Origin of the sequence: Marinobacter sp. LV10R520-4, assembly GCF_002563815.1 — a bacterium.
Classification (GTDB): Bacteria; Pseudomonadota; Gammaproteobacteria; order Pseudomonadales; family Oleiphilaceae; genus Marinobacter.
The window spans coordinates 534,282-554,040 of the sequence record NZ_PDJM01000001.1 but is presented as its reverse complement, the minus strand read 5'-3'; the positions used below and the strand labels follow the sequence as shown (position 1 = coordinate 554,040).

Genomic DNA, 19,759 nt, shown 5'->3' with positions numbered 1-19,759 from the left:
CACGCTAACGCGTTCCGTGGTTTTAAAAGTCGCCCGGCGTAAGAAGGCCGTGCAATCGTATCTCCGTAATGTTCGTGCTCATCTGCTCCAGGCGAAAACGTTCTGGATCAGTGCGTAAGATTCATGAGCCTCCAATTTTTTTTCTAACAGCACTTGCGGTATGCGGAAACCCTCAGTGTGGGCTGGCTCGATATCGCCCAATTGACTGCGAAATTCCTCGATTGCTTGTTTTTTAAGAGTAAGAACCTGCGCAATATCAAGCGCGTAAGCTGCTTCATTGCTGGATACCTGCGCTGACCTAGTGACGGGTGGCCAGATCTGATAGCTGAAAATGAACTTAGCCGGGTAGTTTGTAGCGATCCTGGCGAGTAGCCTGGCGGTTTCCTGATGGTCGTTATGGCAATCATCAATAGCCGGCAGAAAAAGGGTTTTAATGTTGCGCGATTTCATGCTCTCTTCTATTAACGCGCTGATCGCGTTTGTTTTGTCGCCGCGCAGCCGGTCGAGCCCTCCGTCGGGAAGTGCTAAAGAAATAACATCAGGATTCGGAACGCCTAACGTTTTCAGCGCGTTGAGCTGTTCCTGCTGGCGGATCTGACCGAGCTTGTGCTGCCATATCTGATCGCCAGGATGAGACGCTTCACCGTTGGTCATGGCCAGAACTGAAACGGGGTGCTGAGCGCGGGCACAAAGCGCGATCAGGCCCCCGCAGCCCAGGGTTTCATCGTCGGGATGGGGGGATACCACCAGTATTGCGCCCATCCCTGAAACCGGGATCGCGTGCTGGTGCTGGCAATTGTGATCGTGCTGTTGTTGATGTTGCTGCTGTTGTTGATAGCGCAGTACGGCCTCAGCAGCAGGCGAAGAATGTCCGGTGGCAGCAGATTGTGTGTGAACGCTGTAATCCGGCATTAAATCCTGCTCCCTGGCTATAAACATTTAAATTGCGCGCTAAACGTGACGATACTTTATACCCATAAATACGTAGTATTTTGATATGCAATGCGGCGCTACAGATCATCATGATCGTCGGTAAATTATAAAAGACGAAGGCGCCGTCCAGAACTATAGGGCAGGTATGAGAAGCGGGCACTTACAAAAATTTAAGGATAGTCTTATTAGTAGTGATCGGTAGTGCCCGTGTTTTACGCCTATACTCAGAAGACCGGAGAAGATGTCGGTTTGATATCTTCCGGTTGAACTGTCAATTGCTTAGTAACGTGAAATTTCTGAACTCAATCATGAAGTAAAGGAGTAAATCATGGGCAATGTAAGCGCTGACGGCACCTATAAGTGTGCGCACGAGGGCTGCGATTGCAAAGTGGCTGACGATGAAACACATGTTAAAACCGCGATAGGAATATTCTGCAGCAGAGAGTGCGCAGAAGGTAAAGGCTGCAACCATTCCGGTTGTGACTGCGGTTCCAGTTAGATTCGTAGTCGGGATTGTTTATCAATAGCTGGGTCAGGCACACCGGAGGAGAAGCCAGATGGGTTTGATTTTATCCGGGGCCTTCATTGTCATGTTCATCATGGTTGATGTGGTGTGGACCACACTGACCACTCATGGGGGCGGGCCGATGACGACCTTACTGACCCGCGGGGCCAAAGGGTTATCGAGCGGAGTGTACCGGTTATTCGGAACCCGGCTCTTGACGGAGGGTGGGAGTGGTTTGAGGTTGAAAGGGAAGATCTGGAGGATGTCAGGAGGTAATAACCCGTAGGATTAAAAGGCACTATTGCTTATTCATTCATTACATAACCAACCGCGACGGCTTAAGAATAGAATACTTTTCCCCACACTTCATAACTTCCCCTCATTAAAGCCGATGCCAACTAGACCCCACACTATAAATACACTCTTGCTTTGGATTAAAGTGTGTTAATCAAAACCACATTATTATTAACCTGTAATGATGTCTGAAACGCTTTGAAAAGGCGTCCGCATGGTTCTATATTTAAATTGTTAACTTTTGTATCCGAAAACGAATTCCAGCGTTATCTTCTGGATAACAAAAATTTTAGTAGTTAGGGAGAAATCCTATGCGCAACATTTTCTATCTCATCGGAGTTATCGTTGTTGTTCTGGTGGTTTTCAATCTGGTCTTTTAGTTCAAGGAGTTCACTATGACGAATACTGAAGAAAATAATCCTCGCGGTGAAAAGCCGATAACAGAGCAAGTCAGGCAAGCCGCCGGCGCTGCTTCAGAAGAAGTGAAGGCCGGTGCGCAGGAGGCCGCAGATACAGTGTCAGCCGAAGCTGACCATTACGCTGATGAAGCGAAGGGGGCTGCAGCGGATGAGGTTAAAGATGTCGCTTCGGCCCTCCGGACCGCTGCAAAAGAAATGCGCAGTGGCTCTGCTCAGGAACGGACGTTTAGCCAGATTGCAGAAGCACTGGCGGATGCCTCTGATACTATGCGTGACAAAGATTTGGGCGAGATGGTAGGTGCTGTCACAAACTTTGCCCGGCGCAATCCGATGGTTTTCCTCGGCAGCGCGGCTTTTATTGGTTTCGCAGCAACTCGTTTTGCCAGGGCATCCAGTGATGGCAGGTCTGATTCCAACGGAGCCGACCAGTATCGAACCCAACCGGATCGATACTCCACCGGTGACCGGTTTGGCACTTCCAGTTCAGCCAGCGGCCAAGGCCCGGCAGGCACACCCAGTCGTGGAGGAAACACGATATGAGCACCGATCCGAATAAATCCGCCGGAGGTTTGCTGGCTGACGCCCTGAACCACGTCAGTTCTCTTGTTCGGAGTGAAGTCGATCTGGCCCGGTCCGAAGTCAATGAAAATCTTAAAAGCGCAGGTGTTGCCATTGGCGTGATCATTGGTGCCGTAGTGGTGGCTTTGACCGCGCTCAACGTGTTGTCAGCAGCACTTGTAGCAGCGATGATCGAAGCGGGCGTGCCTGCAGGATGGTCGGCGCTGATCGTGGGGGTGGTCTTTGCGATCATTGCCTTTGTGATGATCAAAAAGGGCATGAGTGAGCTGGAACTCAGCAGTCTCGCTCCGACAAGAACGGCGAAAAATGTAAAGCGCGACGCGCAAGCCGTAAAGGGGGTTTACGATGAAAAATGATTCACGCAGTCCCGAAGAAATTGAACGTGAGATTGAGCGTGAACGTGCCGGCCTGACCGACGCGCTGGATGGCTTGCAGAATAAGTTCTCGGTTGAGTCAATTGCGCGTCAGGTTTCGGACCAGTTCCGTGAGCACGGTGGTGACATAGGGCGCTCTGTGTCAGAAGCGGTTAAGCGTAATCCAGTGGCTTTGGCGCTAACGGGTGTAGGTCTTGCCTGGTTGATCATGGGAGACAAGTCCGGTGGGCGTGATCGCAATGACCACAACCGCAATTATGGTCGATCTGACTATAACGAAGATCGAAATGATGATCGCGGCGGGCGCCCGCCTGGTCCAAAACCAGACGATACGCCCCGGTCACACTATGAAGATCATTACACTTACCCAAATGGTACTCCGCCATGGGCGCGGACGAATTATCGCGACGGGCAGGGCATTGGAGCAAGCGCGGGTAATATGGCCTCCAGTGACAGTGCCCGATCAACTGTCGCCGATAAAGCCAAAGGTGCTGCAGGATCAATATCAGGCGCGGGCCATTCTGTAGCGGATAGCGCACACAACCTCGCTTCCTCGGCATCTGATCGGGCAGCCGCGTGGAAAGAACGGCTGGCCGAAGGCACAGAAAACTTCACGGAGGAGGCGCGTAACCGCGTCATTTCAGCGCGGGAAAGTGCCATAGGTGCACGCGATGCTGCGGCATCCTATGCTCGCCAGGGTCGCGATCGCGCGGTGGATATGTTTGAAGAGCAGCCGCTGATCGCCGGTGCACTTGCGGTTGCCCTTGGTGCCGCTTTGGGAGCCGCCCTCCCGCGCAGCCGGATGGAAGATCAGTACTTTGGTGAACAGAGCGACAAATTGCTAAACGACGCGGAGCGTATCTTCGAAGAAGAGAAGCAAAAGCTCGGCAAGGTGGCAAAGGCGGCTACGGATGAAGCCAAAAAGGTTATCAGGGAAGCTAAGGAAAATGCCGATGACGCCGCCCCTGCTGACACGGCAGGCCATGCCTTGGCCGACGAGGCAAAATCTTCTGGCAAGCGCATCGCAGATGCCGCCGAATCGGAAGCGAAAAGGCAAAACGTCGGCGATATAAATAAGTCGTAAACGCGATCTCGGCAGAACGTGTCAGCCCGCAGTTCATGTACGGGCTGACACGGTTCTACCTTCTCTGATCCGGTTTTCAATCCAGCTGCACCCCCAGCTGAACTTTAACTCAGAAAACCAAAATAGCTGGACAGGAAAAACGCGGTTGAGCCGATCATTATGAAGGCCCAGGCGGCCGTGGTGTAAGGCGCTCTACGTGACAGTCTCATGGCGATTTTTTCCTTTTTTTATAATTGAATTCAGCTATACGGCTGGTTGGTCGATATAGACTATGGCACGGGACTGGCACTCATGAGTGCTTTTTTTGCGTTGGGTTTTCGATCGATAAATTTCAGCCACAAAAAAACGCCGGGGGCTAAGGGCTCGCCGGCGTTTTTTTGATTGTCAGGTCGGCTTAGTGGCCGCCCTGCACTTGGCCCATGTCGGTAGCAACAGCCACCGCTCTTTTGTTCCAGGAGCGAAATTTTCGTGCGATCGCCTGAACCATGTGACGGCTGGCTTTACGAGTGTACTGGCTCCGGATAGCCCCACTGTTGTGGAGGATGGATGACGGCAGCTGGTGAACGGTTGCGACTGGCTTGGTGGCCATAGTGCTTTCCTCCTTCAAGAAATTTCTCAACAGTGAATTTCGGGCATTTGCCGAATATATAGTTAACTATATAGATTCATATTTGCAGTATAAATACGTTATAATCCCTATCCACGTTGCAAATATGCAGTGATTTATGGATTGGGATTATCTACGATATGTACGCGCTTTGGCAATAGGTGGCACCCTCGCCAAGGCCGGAGAAATACTGGGTGTGCACCAAACCACGGTGCTGCGTCGGCTTGACCACATGGAGGAGGCCCTGGCAGTTCGGTTTTTCGAGCGCAGCCGCGAAGGTTTGAAGCTGACGGCTGCCGGTGAAATGGCTTTTCACGAGGCTGAGAAACTGGCGGCGGAAATGGAAAACCTGGAGCGCAAATTACGCCAGGAAACAACCGCGCTTGAGGGTAAGATACGCATCGCCACCCCGGACACGCTGATGGCTGAGCTGTTAGCGCCGATTCTGGCGAGCCTGCTTATAAAGTACCCGGACATTGAGCTGGAAGTTCTGACCGACAACGACGTCAGCAATTTAAGCCATCGCGAAGCCGATTTGACCCTGCGCCCGGAAAACAAACCCCAGGCGACATGGGAAGGTGAGCGCATTGCGGCGATGGAATACGCTGTGTATGCCACCCCGGGATACTGTCGCCGTAACCGCGGTTTCGATATCGACCAGCGGCCGGAACAGCTGCGCTGGATTATCCCCGATGAAACCTTCAGCCTGCTGGCTACCGGGCGCTGGTACCGTCGCCACCTGAAACAGGTAACCTCGGTGATTCGTTGTAATAGTTTGCAGGCAATGGTGGCACTGGCCCGCAGCGGTGCAGGGGTGGCTGTATTGCCCTGCTATCTCGGCGAAGACGCTCGTGAGTTGCGGCGCCTGTCGGAGCCGCTGGAAGGTGAAAGTGTGGATTTATGGTTGCACGTGAATCAGGACACCCAGCAGATGGCGAGGGTACGGCTGGTGATGGCTTTTCTGGTATCCCGCCTGCGGGCCCTTGAGGCTAGCCTGGAGTTCAGCACCACTTACTAATGCTCGTTGCTGTGTGCCGCACGGCGATCAACCCTACCAAACTGTCATCCGCTCGCGCAGGGATTTACTTGCCGCGTGGGCGTTGGCCGTGTCATAAACAGCCCACATTATCTTTGGATGGCGGCATTATGATGGCTGGTAAAAAAATCTGTGTTTTTTTGATGTCGGCGGCCCTGCTGGGCAGCCCTGCGCTTGCCGCTGTGGCAGCATCACCCGCTGCAAAACAGCAGCAGACGTTAGACGCAAGGCAAGTGCTCAGAGCTTCGCCGATGGATGAAATTATTGCGCAGTACCCGGCTATGATGAGCCAGGGCATACGCGATGGCCTGAAACAGACCGGCCAGGTGCCGCCGATGGTGGCTGATGCGGTCGGGTATGCGGTCAGCAACAGTTTTAACCCGCAGAAAATTGAACAGCAGGTGGCAGGCCGCCTGCAGGCGGAGTTGAGCAATGGGCAGTTGCAAGCCGTGGCGGATTGGTACGACACGCCCGTCGCCCAGAAAATTTCACGAGCGGAAGTCGCCGCATCAGCACCGGCGGTATGGCCGCAAATCAGCGCGCAGGCCGATCAACTGGTCCAAAGGTTTGGTAATACCGACCGCGCCAAGAGTTTCGTGCGCTTTGACCGCGCTTCCCGCGCAACCCAAAGTGCTGTCGATGCCACCATTGCGGTGCAGCTTGGGTTAGCGTCTGCCATGGCCGCGTTCAGCAGCGATTCGGTGAATTTCGAAACGCTTCAAAGGCGCATAGAAAGCCAGCGCCCGGCTTTGAAAGGGGTTGTGGAGCAGCAGGTGTTTAACAGTTACCTGTATGCCTACCAGGATATCAGTGCTGCGGAAATGGAGCAGTATCTAAGCTTTCTGGAAAGCGATGCCGGTGCGGATTTTACCCGCGTGGTGTCCAGTGGTGTGAAGCAGGCGGTTATCGAGCCTGTAGAGAGTATTGGCGAGCAGTTGGGCCAGTTTTTAGCTCCGCAGACCACCAAGTAATCGTTGGATGAGGAGCGCAGTTCTGTAATAAGCGCCCGGCGACTCATGAACGTTTCGCCGGGCGAACAGATCAGCCGCGGCTGGTCACTTCCAGCAGGTGATAGCCAAACTGGGTTTTAACCGGGCCTTGTACGGTGTTCAGGTCAGCGCTAAAAACCACGGTGTCGAATTCTGGAACCATCTGACCTGGGCCGAAGGAGCCCAGGTCGCCGCCGTTGCGGCCAGACGGGCAAGATGAATATTTTTTGGCGACTTCGGCAAAATCTTTTCCGCCTTTAATGTCTTTTTTCAGTTCTTCACACTTCGCTTCGGTGTCTACCAGAATGTGACGCGCTGTTGCTTGTGCCATGTTTCGCTTCCTCAAATGATTTTGTGCGTTTAAAGACGACTGGCGAATGCTGCCCGCCATGGCGGCCTCTGGCAAGAGCTTTTTGTCAGTGTTAATGCTGGCTGACCATTTTGTGCGCAATCCTGTACAATGTCGCGTCTATTTTCAGCCGCTCCGGATTCCCTGGTGAATTGCCGGTACCGGCCTTACGTCTACAGGTTGCTGCCTTGATCGCTACTGCCAATATTACGATGCAATTCGGGGCCAAGCCCTTGTTCGAAAACGTCTCAGCCAAATTCGGTAACGGCAATCGCTATGGCCTGATTGGTGCCAACGGTTGCGGAAAGTCGACCCTGATGAAAATCATGGGTGGCGATCTGGAACCGTCGTCAGGGCACATCATGCTCGATTCCAATATTCGCCTGGGTAAATTGCGCCAGGATCAGTTCGCCTTCGAGAGCTCCACGGTGATTGATACCGTGATCATGGGCCATGAAGAATTATGGGCGGTGAAAAAAGAACGCGACCGTATCTATTCGCTGCCAGAGATGACCGAAGACGACGGCATGGCCGTGGCGGATCTGGAAGTGCAATTTGCCGAGATGGACGGTTATACCTCGGAATCCCGCGCCGGTGAGTTATTGCTGGGCCTGGACATTCCTTTGAACCAGCACGATGGCCTGATGAGCGCACTGGCGCCGGGCTGGAAGCTGAGGGTTTTGCTGGCCCAGGCGCTGTTTTCAAATCCGGATGTGTTGTTGCTGGACGAGCCCACTAACCACCTGGACATTAACACCATCCGCTGGCTGGAAAGCATTCTGGTGGCGCGCAACAGCACCATGATTATTATTTCTCACGACCGCCACTTCCTGAACAGCGTGTGCACCCACATGGCGGACCTGGATTACGGTGAGTTGCGCTTGTTCCCGGGCAACTACGACGAGTACATGACCGCGGCCACCCAGGCCCGCGAGCGCATGTTGTCAGAAAATGCCAAGAAAAAGACTCAGATTGCCGAGCTTCAGCAATTTGTCAGTCGTTTTTCGGCCAACGCCTCTAAAGCCAAACAGGCCACTTCGCGGGCGCGCCAGATCGACAAGATTCAATTGGATGATGTAAAACCGTCCAGCCGCGTCAGTCCGTTTATTCGTTTTGAAGCGGGCAAGAAGATTCACCGCCAAGCGTTAACGCTGAAGGAATTAACCAAGGGTTTTACCGACATCCCGCTGTTCAAAAAACTCAGTCTGCAAATTGAAGCCGGTGAACGGGTTGCCATTATTGGCCCCAACGGCGTCGGTAAAACGACGCTGTTGCAATGTCTGACAGGGGAGTACCAGCCAGACAGCGGCGAGGTAAAGTGGACTGACAGTGCTCAGGTTGGTTACTTCGCCCAGGACCATACGTCAGATTTCGCTCAGGACATGAACGTGAACGAATGGATGGCACGCTGGACCACCGGCGGCGAGCAAGTGATTCGCGGCACATTGGGCCGTATGCTGTTTTCCAGCGATGATATCGAAAAATCGGTTCACGTGTTGTCAGGAGGAGAGCAGGGCCGAATGCTGTTTGGCAAACTGATTTTGCAACAGCCGAACGTGATGCTGCTGGACGAACCCACCAACCACATGGACATGGAGTCGATTGAAGCGCTAAACCTGGCTCTTGAAAACTACGAAGGCACGCTTATTTTTGTGAGCCACGACCGGGAATTTGTATCGTCCCTGGCGACCCGTATTATTGAGCTTGATGCCACCGGAGTCATCGATTTCAGCGGCAACTACGACGAATACCTGCGCAGCCGCGGCTACGTATAAGTAAGAGCAAGTAACGCACGTGGTTATGCAAGAGGATAGGGTGTGAATCAGTCAGACATTATTAGCGCTACCCGTCACTGGGTGGACACGGTAGTCGTTGGGTTGAACTTCTGTCCGTTCGCCAAGCGCGAACTCGTTAAAGACAGCGTGCGCTTTACAGTGTGTGAAGCGACGAACGAAGAGGAGCTGCTGCAGTATTTGCAGCAGGAACTCCAGCGCCTGAATGACGAGCCAGACTTGGAAACCACCCTGCTGATTCATCCTTACGCGCTGGGAGACTTCAGGCGGTATAACGAGTTTCTGGAAGAAGCCAACGGCCTGTTGGCGGTTTTGAAACTGGAAGGTGTTTACCAGGTTGCCAGTTTTCACCCGCACTATCAATTCGCTGGCACCGGGCTGGATGATGCCGAAAACTACACCAATCGATCGCCCTACCCGATGTTGCATCTGCTGCGCGAAGCCAGCCTGGAAGTGGCCATTGATCACTATCCGAACGTAGATGACATACCAGAGCGTAATATTGAACTCACGCAAAAACTGGGTGTCCAGAAAATGCGCGCCTTACTGGCGAGCTGCCTGGAAAATCCTTCCTGACCGGAGTGTGCATGTCTGAAATCCGTCACCGTTCCCGCCCCTTCAGTTCCGATCAGCGCTTGCCGGATAGTGACATAGCTTCCAGCCTGCATCAGCCGGAGGAAGCCGGTGCCATGCTCGCCGACTTCATTCATAGCCATCCCAGATTGTTGATTCTGACCGGCGCCGGTGTCAGCACAGATTCCGGTATTCCCGACTACCGCGACGGCGATGGCGCCTGGAAGCGCAAGCAGCCGGTGCAGCATCAGGCCTTCATGGACAGCGTTCAAACCCGCCAACGTTACTGGGGCCGCAGCCTGATAGGCTGGCCGCTGATGCGCAACGCTGCACCCAATGCATCTCACCATCGTATTTCACAACTTGAAATGCTCAATCACAGTTCGCTGGTGGTTACCCAGAATGTTGACAGGCTTCATCAGAAGGCAGGTACCCAGGCGGTAACCGATTTGCACGGCCGCGCCGACGAGGTGCTGTGTATGAGCTGTGACTATCGATGCAAACGGGACGAGGTTCACCAGCGCTGTGCGATTCTGAATCCGCAATTCAGTGCTTATACGGCGGACGTGGCGCCGGATGGTGATGCTGATCTGGACATCGATTTTGCAGATTTCCAGCTGGCAGACTGCCCGGTGTGTGGTGGTATTCTAAAGCCAGACGTGGTGTTCTTTGGCGATTACGTGCCGAAGCAGCGGGTTTACGCGGCACTGGACGTGCTGAAAGCCAGCGACGGCCTACTGGTGATTGGCTCGTCGCTGATGGTTTACTCTGGGTTCCGCTTTTGCCGTTACGCTCATGAATGGGGTAAGCCCATCGCCACATTGAACTTGGGCCGGACCCGCGCGGAATCTCTGGCAGCGCTCAGGCTGAACGCCAGCATTTCGGACACCCTTCAGGTGTGCGTTAACCAGCTTTAACCGCAGGCCGGGCACAATCCGTTAGCGTGGAATTGCATTGTATGAAAGCCTGTTCTAGGCTGAAAGTACATGTTAATTCATGAGGATAAGAGGAGTTCAATTTTGAGCAGCTCGCATGTTTACAAGAAAGTTGAAATTGTAGGGTCATCTCCCAACAGCATTGAGGAGGCTATTCAGAACGCTCTGGACGAATGTGGTAAAAGTCTGCGTAACATGGAATGGTTTGAAGTGGTTGAAACCCGTGGTCATATTGTTGATGGCAAGGTAGGCCACTACCAAGTCAGTTTAAAAATTGGCTTTCGCATTGGTAAAGACTGATTTTGCGCGCTAGCTTATGTTGAACGGCAAAATCAAAAAGGCGGCTGCGCAATCAGCCGCCTTTGTCGTTTTCAGTCTGGCGAAATGGCAGTAATGTTTTACTTTCCTCAAAATAGCTGCGAACTCCCTCGCGCTCTTCAGCGACAAAATTTGCAATGGCATCGCGAAAGCCCAGGTGTTCTATGCCGTGCCACGAGTGGGTGAGTAGCGGCTCAAAACCCCGTACCAGCTTGTGCTCACCCTGGGCACCGGCGTCAAAATGCTGCAGACCAAGGCCTATGGCCAGTTCTATGCCCTGGTAATAGCAGGTTTCAAAGTGCAAATGATTGTACTCGTCGAGGCAACCCCAGTAGCGCCCGTAAAGGGTGTCAGAACCGCTTAGAAACAGCGCGCTGGCGATCATTTCACCTTGTTTGAGCGCGATCACGATGTGCACATGCTCTGGCATCTGGCGGAACAAACGCTCAAAAAAGTCACGGCTCAGATAAGGCCGCTGGCCGCGCTTAAGATAGGTTGCCTGGTAGAACACGTAGAAGCCATCAAGCACTTGGTCAGATATGTCTGAGCCGCCGACGCGCTGAAACTCAATGCCCTGATCGCTGACCTGTTTGCGTTCTTTGCGGATGGACTTGCGCTTGCGCGACGTTAATTGCGCCAGAAAGTCGTCGAAGGCTTCGTACCCGGCATTGTGCCAGTGAAATTGGCAGCCTAGCCGGTGCAATTGCGGGCTGTCTGGTGTTTGCGGCTGGCCAAGCAGTGCTTGATCCGCGCTGTCGGGAAACAGCAGATGCCAGGAATGGGCACCGATTGCTGTAATAGCGTCATCAAGCAACTGGTGCAGCGATGCGCTGTCCAGAATTTCGCGCAGCTGCGGCGTCAGCAGAAGCCGTGGACCCTGTGACGGGGTAAAGGGAATCGCCATCAGCAGTTTGGGATAATAAGGCTGGCCGTACCGCTGGTAGGCTTCGGCCCAGGCAAAATCGAACACGTATTCGCCGCGGGAATTGTTTTTTAAGAATGCTGGAATAATGCCGGTAACCTGACCCTGCTGGCGGATCACCAGATGGCTGGGCTGCCAACCGGTAGCAGCATTGGTGCAACCGCTGTGCTCTAGTGCCTGAAGAAAATCGTAGCGCGCAAAGGGGTAATCGCTACCGGCCAATCTTTGCCAGTCTATAACGTTAATATCGTCGATAGACCGGCAAACCTGGATCTTGCTTTGTGCAGGGCCGTCAAAGGTAAGGCTTAATGGGGGGGCTTCGCGGTGGGTCATGTAAGTTCGATTTCCTGTAAGACGGTGCACTCACTGCACATACCTTACGCCAGAACCCCCCCAGGCGATCACCCGTTGCGATTCATTTAGCCATCTTGTGGCAACGCTTTTGCTGTTTTTCCATTCTCTTTTGCATCTGTTGCTGACGTTCTTTGTGCATATCGCTCCAGATTTCGCGCTGGTCATCGGTCAGCTGAAGGCGATCGGCCGTTTCGTTGTGGCGCTTCATCATTTCTTGCTGACGCTCCCCATGACGGGCCTGTATATCAGCGCTGTTCATTTGTTCGCACTGCTCTTGCATTCGTTGATGCTTGTCCTGGCCTTTTTCGTAGCCCTGAGCCATGGCAAGTGGAGCGGTGGACAGCAATGCGCAGGTCAGCAGGGCTGCGGCGATGCGAACAGATTGGCGTGTTTTCATGGTGATTTCTCCGGTAACTCGTTTGTGATGAAGCCATTACTGATTCGTGGCTTCGTTTAGGTGGCTTTTTTAAGGTGAGTTCATCTTATCAAAGGCAGTGTCAAGCGCTGTCAGCGTTGGGTAAAGGTTCTGTAAAGCCTTTGCGGCCAGCCAAGCTGGGTAAGTGCGGGCATGGTAGACTTGGGCTAAGCCAGAGCAGTCCCAGACGGAGTGAAGAAGGCATGCAAAATCGGGTGCTATTAATAGAGGATGACGACGAGCTACGCATGTTGCTGGCCCGTTACCTTGTTACCCAAGGCTTCACTGTGCGCGAAGCGGCCAACGGTAAAGACGGACTGGCACTGGCTCGAAGCGAATCCTGTGATATTGTGGTTCTGGATATTATGCTGCCTGATATCAACGGGCTCGACGTGCTGCGACAACTGCGTGTCAGCACTCATCTGCCAGTGATTCTGTTGACCGCCCACGGTGATGAAACCGATCGCATTGTGGGTTTTGAGGTGGGCGCCGATGACTACATCCCCAAACCCTGCAACCCCCGTGAGCTGGTAGCGCGCTTGCATGCACTGTTGCGCCGTATTGCGTGGGACCAGAAAGCGGAACTGGAAGACAGTCGCAATTATGGTGACTTGCGCCTTGAGCCAGCCCACAGGCGGGTGCATCAGAAAGGCGCGCCGCTGGATTTGACCGCTACCGAATACGAAGTTCTGCAGGTGCTTCTGGCTCACGCCGGTAGTGTGGTGCGTAAAACCGATCTGATGCAGTGGGCGCTGGGCCGGCGACTTGAAACTTACGATCGCACTCTGGATATGCACATCAGCAATCTGCGTAAAAAACTCGGCAACGACGAACCGCCCCGCATCGAAACCGTGCGCGGGCTTGGTTATAGCTACCGGGTAGTGGCATGAAGCCGTCTCATAACACAAATACTAACGCCGCCGACGGAGCTTCAGGGCCGGGGCGGCGCTTTGCGGTGCCACTGTTTTGGCGCATTTTTTTAATGGTATGGCTGGCCATGGCGTTAACACTGGTAGCTGGACAGTTGGTATCACGGCTGCTGGTGGAACAGGAACAGCAGGCCATGGCGCGCCAGCTTGGGTTGTATGAGCTAGGCCAGGAAGCGCTGGCGCTCAGCCAGAGCGGCGGCGGTGACGCGGCCCGCAAGTTTTTGCGCCAGCAAGGCCGAACCTTGGGCCTGCATCTAATTCTGGCTGGGCCCGAGACTTCCGATGGTCTCGGCCATAGTCGCAATCTGCCGGCTAATGTTCACAACCGTATGGATTCACACTGGTTGGCCTTGAAACCTGCCGCGATTGAATTGGCAGGTAATCATAGATTGATTGCCTGGCCCCGTGGCAAATCCGCCGGCTGGTTGGCCCCCGGATCTTTGAGGGCCATAAACGCCGGCTTTGCGGTAGTGCTGGTCTCCCTGGCCTGCTGGCTGATTGCCCGGCGGCTTTCACGGCCGTTAAAAACCATGGAAGTCACCGCTCGCGCCATCGCTGCCGGCGACAAGAGCCTGCGGGTTGACCCCAAGGTTGCCTCGCGCCGTGATGAAATTGGCGCTCTGGCCAATGCATTTAACGCCATGACCGCACAGTTGTGGGGTCTTCTTGACCGCCAGCAGCAGCTATTACGGGATATATCCCACGATTTACGTACGCCATTGGCACGGCAGCGGGTAGCCATTGAGCTGGCGCTGGACGGTGGCGGGGATAGTGCATTGCTCAACAGCATATTGCGCCAGAACGAGCGCCTGGAAGCCATGACCGAGCAGGTGCTGACCCTTTATCGGCTGGCCGCCCAGGGCGAGCAGTTTGCGTGCCAGCCAGTGGCTGTTATGGAGCTATTAAACGCTTTGCTGCAAGACGCAGCAGGGTATGCCCGTGGACGGGATGTGCAATGCCGGCTGAATGCCAGCGAGCAGGCAACTCACACGCTGGTTCTGGGTGATGCCGGCCTGTTGCACAGAGCCTTTGACAATATTCTACAGAATGCTCTGGACCATACGCCACCAGGACAAGCCTTGACCGTTGCGGTCACGGTTGCAGACAACCGGCTATGGATTGAAATTACCGACAGCGGCCCCGGTGCGCCAGACGAAGCCCTGGCGCACCTGTTTGAACCGTTCTATCGCAGCGACCAATCCCGTGGTGGCCCGGGCTGGGGCCTGGGGCTGGCAATCGCGCAAAAGGTAATTTTAGCCCACGATGGTGAGGTCACTGCCGTTAACGCCGCCGCAGGTGGCCTGGTGGTTCAGGTAAAACTGCCGGTGTTTGTGGTCAGCTGAGCATGCACTCCGCCAACAGCCAATAGATATTCCGGGCAAACAGGCAAAACCGAATGAAAAAAGACTACCCCGTCCCCGCCGGTTATCTTGAGCGGGTCACGGAAATTAAAAAGAGCCGTTTTATAGCCCGCGTGGCCCCGGTAAACAGTCGCGATGAGGTTCATCAATGGCTGGCACAGGCGCAGGCAGATCATCCTGATGCCCGCCATATCTGCTGGGCGTATCAGATTGGCCGCCCGGGCTCGGCGGCCGAAGCGGCCATGAACGACGATGGCGAGCCTTCTGGCACCGCCGGAAAGCCGATACTCAGTGTTATCCAGCACAAAGACATGGGGGATGTGCTGGTATTGGTCATTCGCTATTTTGGCGGAATAAAGCTGGGCGCTGGAGGCTTGGTGCGAGCCTACGCAGGTGCCGCAGAAAGTGTACTGTCGGCGGTAGAGCGGGTGGTACACCAACCCAGCCGGTTGGCCTTGGCGATGATTGGTTTTGCCGATGAACAACCTCTGCGGCATTGGTGCGAACTGCATAACGCGACCATTACCGAGATCAATTATGGCCAGCAGGTAGCTGTATCTGTCGACGTGCCAGAACCTGCGACAGAAGATTTTGCCGGTTTTTGCAACGCCCGCGGATTGAATTATCATTTCGATACCTGACCCGCTCGCCGGGCGGCGCGTATACTGTTCCAAACCGTTAATTTGAGGAGAACGCGATGATGCGCTTTGTAACCTGTGTAGTTGTAGCGCTGGCTTTGGCCGGTTGCGCAAGCAACGTGGTGACGGATTATGATTCAGCCACGGTTTTTGGTGATTACAACACTTGGGCCTATGCCGACGATGCTGGCGCCGATTCTTTTCTGTCACTCGACGGCAGCCGCGTTCAAAGCGCGCTGGAACGTGAGCTGGAAGGCGAGGCTATGAAGCTGGTTAGCGCCGCTGACGCGGACGTGCTGGTAAATTGGCACATTGCCAAGGAAGAGCGCCTGGAGCAAAGCGGTCTTGGCCTGGGGTTTGGTTTCGGTACCGGTAATTTTGGTTGGGGCCTGTCGGCACCGCCTCCGGTGCGTGAAGTCGACGAGGGTAAACTGGTGATTGAGCTGGCCGATGCACAAAGCCGCCAGGTGATTTGGCGCGCAGCCAGCAAGCGCTACCTGAACGAAAATCAGTCGCCAGAAACGCGGCGCAAGCTGATCGACGAAGTGGTTCAGGAAATGTTCACCAAATATCCGCCAGGGCTGGACTGAATGAGTAAAAAGCACGACGGTGGGCTGGTTTATTCCACCGATCAGGGCCGCATGTGCCCTCAGTGTCGTCATCCGCAGGAACAGTGCAGCTGCGGAAAGGAACAACGCCCGCTGGGTGATGGTGTGGTGCGGGTCAGCCGCGAAACCAAAGGGCGTAAAGGCAAGGGCGTTACCCTGATTAGCGGCATACCCTTGGCAGAGAAAGAGTTGAAAGCTTACACCAAAGAGCTCAAGGCCAAATGCGGTACCGGTGGCACCCTTAAAGACGGTATTGTCGAAATTCAGGGCGACCAGCGGCATATTCTGGTGCCGTTGCTGATGCAGAAAGGTTGGGTAGTAAAACGTTCCGGCGGTTGACCCTGCTCATCAACAAACAGCCATCTGCAAGCAGCAATTGACGATTAACAACACGAACAACCGACGGGAACGGGTATGCACGTAGTGGTTTTAGGCGCGGGTGTGGTTGGCGTTACCAGTGCCTGGTTTTTGCAGCGCCAGGGTTACCAGGTCACAGTGATAGATCGCCAGCCAGCAGCCGGGCTTGAAACCAGTTACGCTAACGGCGGCCAGATTTCCGTGTGCCACGCCGAGCCTTGGGCCAATCCGTCAACGCCGCTGAAGGTTCTGAAATGGCTGCATCGTAATGACGCACCGCTGCTGTTCCGCCCGCGACTGGATGCGGCCCAATGGCGCTGGGCGCTGGCGTTTCTGGGCCAATGCACATCTGCACGGGCGGCCGACAATCTGCGTCAGATGGTCAACTTGGGCCTTTACAGCCGCAGCAAATTACAGGAACTGCGAGCCGAGCTGGGCTTGGACTACGACCACCTGACCCGTGGAATTCTGCACTTTTACACCAGCCAGAAAGAATTCGACAGTGCTCTGGAGCCGGCACGCCAGATGCGCGAATTGGGCTGCGATCGGCAGGAGGTAAGTGCAGCGCGGGCAATCGAACTGGAGCCCGCTCTGGCGCGCCTGAAGCATCGCCTCGCAGGTGGCACCTACACCGCGGAAGACGAATCCGGTGATGCCCGCAAATTTACTCAAGCCCTGGCAGAGCGCTGCAAACAGGCGGGTGTGGTTTTCAAACACAACACCGAAGTGGTTGGGTTTCAGCGCGGTATCGGGCGTGTAGATGCGGTGGAAACCCTGTCCCAAGGCCATCACGATAGTCTGCGCGCAGACGCCTGGGTTCTCAGCCTGGGTAGCTTTAGCGCGCCACTGGCGCGGCAATTGGGACTGGCGTTGAATATTTATCCGGCTAAAGGCTATTCCATCACCGTGCCGGTGAAAAATCCCGATGCCGCGTTCAATGTCAGCCTGACCGACGATGAGTACAAGCTGGTTTATTCACGCTTGGGGGATCGTATGCGCATTGCGGGTACGGCAGAGTTCAGCGGTTATTCCAGACGCCTGAATGTCACCCGCTGCCATGCGGTGTTGCGCCGGGTGGCGGCTGTCATGCCCGAGGCGGGTCATTGGGAGCAGGCTGAATACTGGAGCGGGTTGCGGCCGGCAACGCCTTCCAGTGTGCCTTACGTGGGTAAAAGCGCCATTAGTAACCTGTTCCTGAATACCGGCCACGGCACTTTGGGCTGGACCCATGCCTGCGGGTCAGCGGCCGCACTGGCGGATATTATCGCCGGACGGCCGCCGCAGCTGGATTTTCGCTTCAGTGGCGTTTCAGTGACGTAACTGAGCTAGCCTAACTGATCGCGAATCTGCTTCTTGTTGATCTTACCCACGCTGGTTTTTGGAATGTCGTCCACAAAGTCCATTTGCCGGGGGATAGCCCACTTGTTGATTTCGCCTTTATCCACATAGCGCTGTAAGTGCGCTTGAATGTCTTCTTGTGTGGCATTCTGGCCGGGCTTTAGCGTGATCAGTGCGTGTGGGCGCTCGCCCCATTTTTCATCGGCAACGCCGACAACCGCGGTGGCTGCTACCGCCGGGTGCTGGCTGATCAGGTTTTCCAGGTCCAGTGACGACAACCATTCACCCCCGGTTTTGATCACATCCTTGATGCGGTCTTTGATCATCAGGGTCCGATTCGGCTCCATACTGGCCACGTCGCCAGTGTGCAGCCAGCCGTGTTGCCAAAGTTCTTCGCCTTTTTCCGGTTCTTTCAGATAGCTTTGGGTTAACCAGGGCGTACGCGCGACAACTTCGCCTTTGGCCTGACCGTCGTGGGCGACCGGTTTGCCATTGGTGTCCACAATTTCAACTTGCACCAATGGAATGGCGACACCGGTTTTCACCCGCACTTTGGCCTGCTGCGCCAGCGGCAGCTCCAGATCTTCCGGTGTCAGGTGGGTGACGGTCAGAATCGGGCAGGTTTCCGACATGCCGTAGCCGGTGTACATGCGAATGCCCCGCTCGGCTCCGGCTTCACACAGCCCTTTGGTGAGGGCACTACCGCCTATCAGTACCTGCCAGTTGCTCAGATCTGCGTCTTTGATGGACTCGGTGGCCAGCAGCATCTGCATAATGGTGGGCACGCAGTGGGAGAAGGTCACATTGTGGGTTTTGATCAGGTCCATCAGCAGTTCGGGTTCATAGCGCCCGGGGTATACCTGTTTAGTGCCCATCAAGGTGGCGGCGTAGGGAACACCCCACGCATGCACGTGGAACATGGGCGTCATCGGCATGTAAACCGAACTGGAGCGCAGCAGCGGCGCCTCGTCAAACATTGAAAGGGTGCCCACCATAGCCATAGTGTGCATCACCAACTGGCGATGGCTGAACATCACACCTTTCGGCTTGCCGGTCGTGCCAGTGGTGTAAAAGCAGGTGGCTACGCTGTTTTCGTCAAAATCCGGGAAGTCGAAGTGGCTGTCTTCCTGGGCTAGAAGCTGCTCGTATTCACCCAGTACCGGCACGCTGGCGGATGCAGGCTGGTCGTTATCGGTCAGCTGTATGTAGTGCTTTACCGTCTCGATCTGGTCTTTAACAGCATCGAGTATGGGCAGGAAGTCGTCGTGTATCAGCACCACATCGTCTTCGGCGTGATTCATGGTGTATACGATCTGGTCTGGCGACAGCCGCACGTTAACAGTGTGCAGAACGGCGCCAATCATTGGCACTGCAAAAAAGCATTCAAGATAGCGGGGCGTATCCCAGTCCATTACCGCAACGGTGTCGCCGGCTTTAACTCCGGCTTTGGTCAGGGCGTTAGCCAAGCGGCCGATACGGGCTTGCAACTCGGTGTAGGTGTAGCGGCTTTTGTTCGCGTAAATAATTTCCTGGGAGCCGGCGAATCGCGGCCCGGAAGCCAGTAGTTGTTTGATCAGTAATGGGTACTGATAGGCGTTTTCTGCTGGAGTTAGCAAGCGGGTCGAAGCCATGACAATATCCTTTTTGTTGTTGGGAGAGGTGGGCTACCTCAGCCGTAGGTGCACAAATAGGCGGTATCGTATTCGACGGTAACCCGAAAGGTGGAATCGGGCGCAACCCCGAAGCATTCACCGGCACCGTAGGTCATCCATGTTTCCACACCTGGCAAGCACACCGACATCACACCGCTGACAATGGTCATGGTTTCTTTTTGCTGGGTGCTGAACTGGTATTCGCCAGGGCTTATTACGCCAATGGTGGCGGGTAAAGCGTCTGACTGAAAGGCGATCGACTTTGCTTTGCCATCAAAATATTCATTTACCTTAAGCATAAACAGAACTCCGTGTCGGACTGTTTCAGAAATCATTTTGCGTAGTCAATATGCGCCTAATCTAGCGCACTATTTAACTTAGCGCACCGCTACCGTTT

At 54.6% G+C, this 19,759-nt stretch carries 22 protein-coding genes; 15 read left to right on the top strand and 7 right to left on the bottom strand.

All coding sequences use genetic code 11. The annotated features are described in order from the left end of the window. Positions 1–78: 78 nt before the first annotated feature. Positions 79–912: a PIG-L deacetylase family protein gene (locus ATG98_RS02625; RefSeq protein WP_179888024.1), complete on the bottom strand. Its 834-nt coding sequence runs from the start codon at positions 910–912 to the stop codon at positions 79–81. A gap of 1,215 nt (positions 913–2,127) precedes the next feature. On the opposite strand from ATG98_RS02625, the gene ATG98_RS21780 reads away from it, so the two are divergent. Genes ATG98_RS21780 through ATG98_RS02600 form a run of 3 tightly spaced genes read left to right on the top strand, consistent with a single transcriptional unit; the run spans position 2,128 to position 4,188 of the window. After that, positions 2,128–2,691: a hypothetical protein gene (locus tag ATG98_RS21780; protein ID WP_179888022.1), complete on the top strand. Its 564-nt coding sequence runs from the start codon at positions 2,128–2,130 to the stop codon at positions 2,689–2,691. After that, positions 2,688–3,086, top strand: a complete 399-nt coding sequence (locus ATG98_RS02605) for a phage holin family protein (protein ID WP_098419373.1) — start codon at positions 2,688–2,690, stop codon at positions 3,084–3,086. The genes ATG98_RS21780 and ATG98_RS02605 overlap by 4 nt, the downstream gene beginning before the upstream one ends. Continuing rightward, positions 3,076–4,188: a DUF3618 domain-containing protein gene (locus ATG98_RS02600; protein WP_098419372.1), complete on the top strand. Its 1,113-nt coding sequence runs from the start codon at positions 3,076–3,078 to the stop codon at positions 4,186–4,188. The genes ATG98_RS02605 and ATG98_RS02600 overlap by 11 nt, the downstream gene beginning before the upstream one ends. A 394-nt stretch (positions 4,189–4,582) precedes the next feature. Here ATG98_RS02600 and ATG98_RS02595 read toward each other — a convergent pair whose 3' ends face one another. Beyond that, on the bottom strand, positions 4,583–4,777 hold the full coding sequence (locus tag ATG98_RS02595) for a hypothetical protein (RefSeq protein ID WP_098419371.1): 195 nt from the start codon (positions 4,775–4,777) through the stop codon (positions 4,583–4,585). Between the two features lie 136 nt (positions 4,778–4,913). Here ATG98_RS02595 and ATG98_RS02590 point away from each other — a divergent pair, with 136 nt between their 5' ends. After that, positions 4,914–5,813, top strand: coding sequence for a LysR family transcriptional regulator (locus tag ATG98_RS02590; protein ID WP_098422075.1), 900 nt, complete (start codon positions 4,914–4,916; stop codon positions 5,811–5,813). A 128-nt stretch (positions 5,814–5,941) separates the two neighbouring features. Continuing rightward, on the top strand, positions 5,942–6,802 hold the full coding sequence (locus ATG98_RS02585) for a DUF2059 domain-containing protein (protein ID WP_098421712.1): 861 nt from the start codon (positions 5,942–5,944) through the stop codon (positions 6,800–6,802). A 70-nt stretch (positions 6,803–6,872) separates the two neighbouring features. Here ATG98_RS02585 and ATG98_RS02580 read toward each other — a convergent pair whose 3' ends face one another. Continuing rightward, positions 6,873–7,151 carry a peptidylprolyl isomerase gene (locus ATG98_RS02580; RefSeq protein WP_098419369.1) on the bottom strand — a complete coding sequence of 93 codons (279 nt, stop codon included), beginning with the start codon at positions 7,149–7,151 and terminating at the stop codon, positions 6,873–6,875. 206 nt (positions 7,152–7,357) lie between these two features. Here ATG98_RS02580 and ATG98_RS02575 point away from each other — a divergent pair, with 206 nt between their 5' ends. The 4 genes from ATG98_RS02575 (at position 7,358) to ATG98_RS02560 (ending at position 10,770) form a co-directional block, all read left to right on the top strand. After that, positions 7,358–8,944, top strand: coding sequence for an ABC-F family ATPase (locus ATG98_RS02575; RefSeq protein ID WP_098421711.1), 1,587 nt, complete (start codon positions 7,358–7,360; stop codon positions 8,942–8,944). A gap of 42 nt (positions 8,945–8,986) precedes the next feature. Continuing rightward, on the top strand, positions 8,987–9,538 hold the full coding sequence (locus tag ATG98_RS02570) for a DUF1415 domain-containing protein (RefSeq protein WP_098422074.1): 552 nt from the start codon (positions 8,987–8,989) through the stop codon (positions 9,536–9,538). Positions 9,539–9,549: 11 nt separating this feature from the next. Further along, on the top strand, positions 9,550–10,452 hold the full coding sequence (locus tag ATG98_RS02565; RefSeq protein ID WP_098419367.1) for an NAD-dependent protein deacetylase: 903 nt from the start codon (positions 9,550–9,552) through the stop codon (positions 10,450–10,452). A 102-nt stretch (positions 10,453–10,554) separates the two neighbouring features. Further along, complete coding sequence (locus ATG98_RS02560) at positions 10,555–10,770, top strand: dodecin (protein WP_098419366.1); 216 nt, start codon at positions 10,555–10,557, stop codon at positions 10,768–10,770. 52 nt (positions 10,771–10,822) lie between these two features. On the opposite strand, the gene ATG98_RS02555 is transcribed toward ATG98_RS02560, so the two are convergent. Both ATG98_RS02555 and ATG98_RS02550 read right to left on the bottom strand, forming a co-directional pair. Continuing rightward, positions 10,823–12,043 (bottom strand): GNAT family N-acetyltransferase, encoded by a 1,221-nt coding sequence (locus ATG98_RS02555; RefSeq protein WP_098422073.1) that lies wholly within the window; start codon positions 12,041–12,043, stop codon positions 10,823–10,825. 82 nt (positions 12,044–12,125) lie between these two features. Continuing rightward, positions 12,126–12,461: a hypothetical protein gene (locus tag ATG98_RS02550; protein WP_098422072.1), complete on the bottom strand. Its 336-nt coding sequence runs from the start codon at positions 12,459–12,461 to the stop codon at positions 12,126–12,128. Positions 12,462–12,682: 221 nt separating this feature from the next. Between ATG98_RS02550 and ATG98_RS02545 the strand changes: the two genes are divergently transcribed. From ATG98_RS02545 to ATG98_RS02520, 6 genes are all read left to right on the top strand, one after another. Beyond that, positions 12,683–13,369, top strand: a complete 687-nt coding sequence (locus ATG98_RS02545; RefSeq protein WP_098419363.1) for a response regulator transcription factor — start codon at positions 12,683–12,685, stop codon at positions 13,367–13,369. Next, the gene (locus tag ATG98_RS02540; protein WP_098419362.1) at positions 13,366–14,751 is read left to right on the top strand and encodes a HAMP domain-containing sensor histidine kinase; all 1,386 of its coding nucleotides are present in this window, start codon (positions 13,366–13,368) and stop codon (positions 14,749–14,751) included. The genes ATG98_RS02545 and ATG98_RS02540 overlap by 4 nt, the downstream gene beginning before the upstream one ends. A 53-nt stretch (positions 14,752–14,804) precedes the next feature. Continuing rightward, a complete protein-coding gene (locus ATG98_RS02535; RefSeq protein WP_098419361.1) occupies positions 14,805–15,410 on the top strand; it encodes a YigZ family protein in 606 nt (201 codons plus the stop codon). A gap of 59 nt (positions 15,411–15,469) precedes the next feature. Next, positions 15,470–15,997: a DUF4136 domain-containing protein gene (locus ATG98_RS02530; protein WP_098421710.1), complete on the top strand. Its 528-nt coding sequence runs from the start codon at positions 15,470–15,472 to the stop codon at positions 15,995–15,997. After that, entirely contained in the window at positions 15,998–16,354 is a 357-nt protein-coding gene (locus ATG98_RS02525) for a translation initiation factor Sui1 (RefSeq protein ID WP_098419360.1), read from the top strand. Between the two features lie 75 nt (positions 16,355–16,429). Continuing rightward, entirely contained in the window at positions 16,430–17,692 is a 1,263-nt protein-coding gene (locus ATG98_RS02520; protein ID WP_098422071.1) for a D-amino acid dehydrogenase, read from the top strand. 5 nt (positions 17,693–17,697) lie between these two features. On the opposite strand, the gene ATG98_RS02515 is transcribed toward ATG98_RS02520, so the two are convergent. After that, positions 17,698–19,341 (bottom strand): fatty acid--CoA ligase, encoded by a 1,644-nt coding sequence (locus ATG98_RS02515; RefSeq protein WP_098422070.1) that lies wholly within the window; start codon positions 19,339–19,341, stop codon positions 17,698–17,700. 38 nt (positions 19,342–19,379) lie between these two features. Continuing rightward, positions 19,380–19,661 (bottom strand): pyrimidine/purine nucleoside phosphorylase, encoded by a 282-nt coding sequence (locus tag ATG98_RS02510; protein WP_007350561.1) that lies wholly within the window; start codon positions 19,659–19,661, stop codon positions 19,380–19,382. Between the last annotated feature and the right edge of the window lie 98 nt (positions 19,662–19,759).